Source organism: Chryseobacterium paridis, from assembly GCF_016595215.1.
Lineage (GTDB): Bacteria > Bacteroidota > Bacteroidia > Flavobacteriales > Weeksellaceae > Chryseobacterium > Chryseobacterium paridis.
On sequence record NZ_JAENHK010000004.1, the window covers coordinates 1 to 2,025 of the forward strand.

General features: G+C 46.5%; 1 tRNA gene and 1 rRNA gene. Both read right to left on the reverse strand.

Annotation, left to right across the window (positions count from 1 at the left end):
• Window positions 1-14 precede the first annotated feature (14 nt).
• A tRNA-Ile gene (locus JHL15_RS05005) sits at window positions 15-88 on the reverse strand.
• Window positions 89-306: 218 nt separating this feature from the next.
• A 16S ribosomal RNA gene (locus tag JHL15_RS05010) occupies window positions 307-1,823 on the reverse strand.
• Window positions 1,824-2,025 lie beyond the last annotated feature (202 nt).

Below are 2,025 nucleotides of genomic sequence, written 5' to 3' on the forward strand. Positions count from 1 at the left end.
GTCTTTTTAATTAGTAGTCTCGGGCAGGCTCGAACTGCCGACCTCTACATTATCAGTGTAGCGCTCTAACCAGCTGAGCTACGAGACTGTCTGTTTAGACTCTTAGATTCAAGATGCTAGATACAAGACTTTATATGTCTTCGTCTTGATTCTCGCCTCTTGGCTCTTGTATCTCCTCCCTAATACTAATTTCTAGTGGGTTTTGTATTTTTATATATATCAACCAAATAAAAAACTAAAGCTTCTCTTTAAGTAAGTGCTTGTGTACTTGCGTACTAATTTTGTTTTACGTTCTTCAACGCTCTAAAATGAGATGTTCCAGCCGCACCTTCCGGTACGGCTACCTTGTTACGACTTAGCCCTAGTTACCTGTTTTACCCTAGGCAGCTCCTGTTACGGTCACCGACTTCAGGTACCCCAGACTTCCATGGCTTGACGGGCGGTGTGTACAAGGCCCGGGAACGTATTCACCGCGCCATGGCTGATGCGCGATTACTAGCGATTCCAGCTTCATAGAGTCGAGTTGCAGACTCCAATCCGAACTGAGACCAGCTTTCGAGATTAGCATCCAGTCGCCTGGTAGCAGCCCTCTGTACTGGCCATTGTATTACGTGTGTGGCCCAAGGCGTAAGGGCCGTGATGATTTGACGTCATCCCCACCTTCCTCTCTACTTGCGTAGGCAGTCTCACTAGAGTCCCCAACTGAATGATGGCAACTAGTGACAGGGGTTGCGCTCGTTGCAGGACTTAACCTAACACCTCACGGCACGAGCTGACGACAACCATGCAGCACCTTGAAAAATGTCCGAAGAAAAGTCTATTTCTAAACCTGTCATTTCCCATTTAAGCCTTGGTAAGGTTCCTCGCGTATCATCGAATTAAACCACATAATCCACCGCTTGTGCGGGCCCCCGTCAATTCCTTTGAGTTTCATTCTTGCGAACGTACTCCCCAGGTGGCTAACTTATCACTTTCGCTTAGTCTCTGAATCCGAAAACCCAAAAACGAGTTAGCATCGTTTACGGCGTGGACTACCAGGGTATCTAATCCTGTTCGCTCCCCACGCTTTCGTCCATCAGCGTCAGTTAAGACATGGTAACCTGCCTTCGCAATTGGTGTTCTAAGTAATATCTATGCATTTCACCGCTACACTACTTATTCCAGCTACCTCTACCTTACTCAAGACCCGCAGTATCAATGGCAGTTTCATAGTTAAGCTATGAGATTTCACCACTGACTTACGAGTCCGCCTACGGACCCTTTAAACCCAATAAATCCGGATAACGCTTGCACCCTCCGTATTACCGCGGCTGCTGGCACGGAGTTAGCCGGTGCTTATTCGTATAGTACCTTCAGCTTTCCACACGTGGAAAGGTTTATCCCTATACAAAAGAAGTTTACAACCCATAGGGCCGTCATCCTTCACGCGGGATGGCTGGATCAGGCTCTCACCCATTGTCCAATATTCCTCACTGCTGCCTCCCGTAGGAGTCTGGTCCGTGTCTCAGTACCAGTGTGGGGGATCACCCTCTCAGGCCCCCTAAAGATCACTGACTTGGTGAGCCGTTACCTCACCAACTATCTAATCTTGCGCGTGCCCATCTCTATCCACCGGAGTTTTCAATATCAAATGATGCCATCTAATATATTATGGGGTATTAATCTTCCTTTCGAAAGGCTATCCCCCTGATAAAGGTAAGTTGCACACGTGTTCCGCACCCGTACGCCGCTCTCAAGATTCCGAAGAATCTCTACCGCTCGGCTTGCATGTGTTAGGCCTCCCGCTAGCGTTCATCCTGAGCCAGGATCAAACTCTCCATTGTATGTTTGTTCTTGACTCACTCAAAGTTTTGACGCTTTAGTTTTTCCTTACTTGGTTGTTATATTGTATGTCAATGATCTCTTTTCTTTCGCGTCCTCTAAAGCGTTTTTTCTGTCGTTATTGCTTCAGATTTGCGAGTGCAAAAGTAAGTAATGTTTTTCATCTGACCAAATGTTTCTGAAGAAAATTTTAAAGTTTTTTTT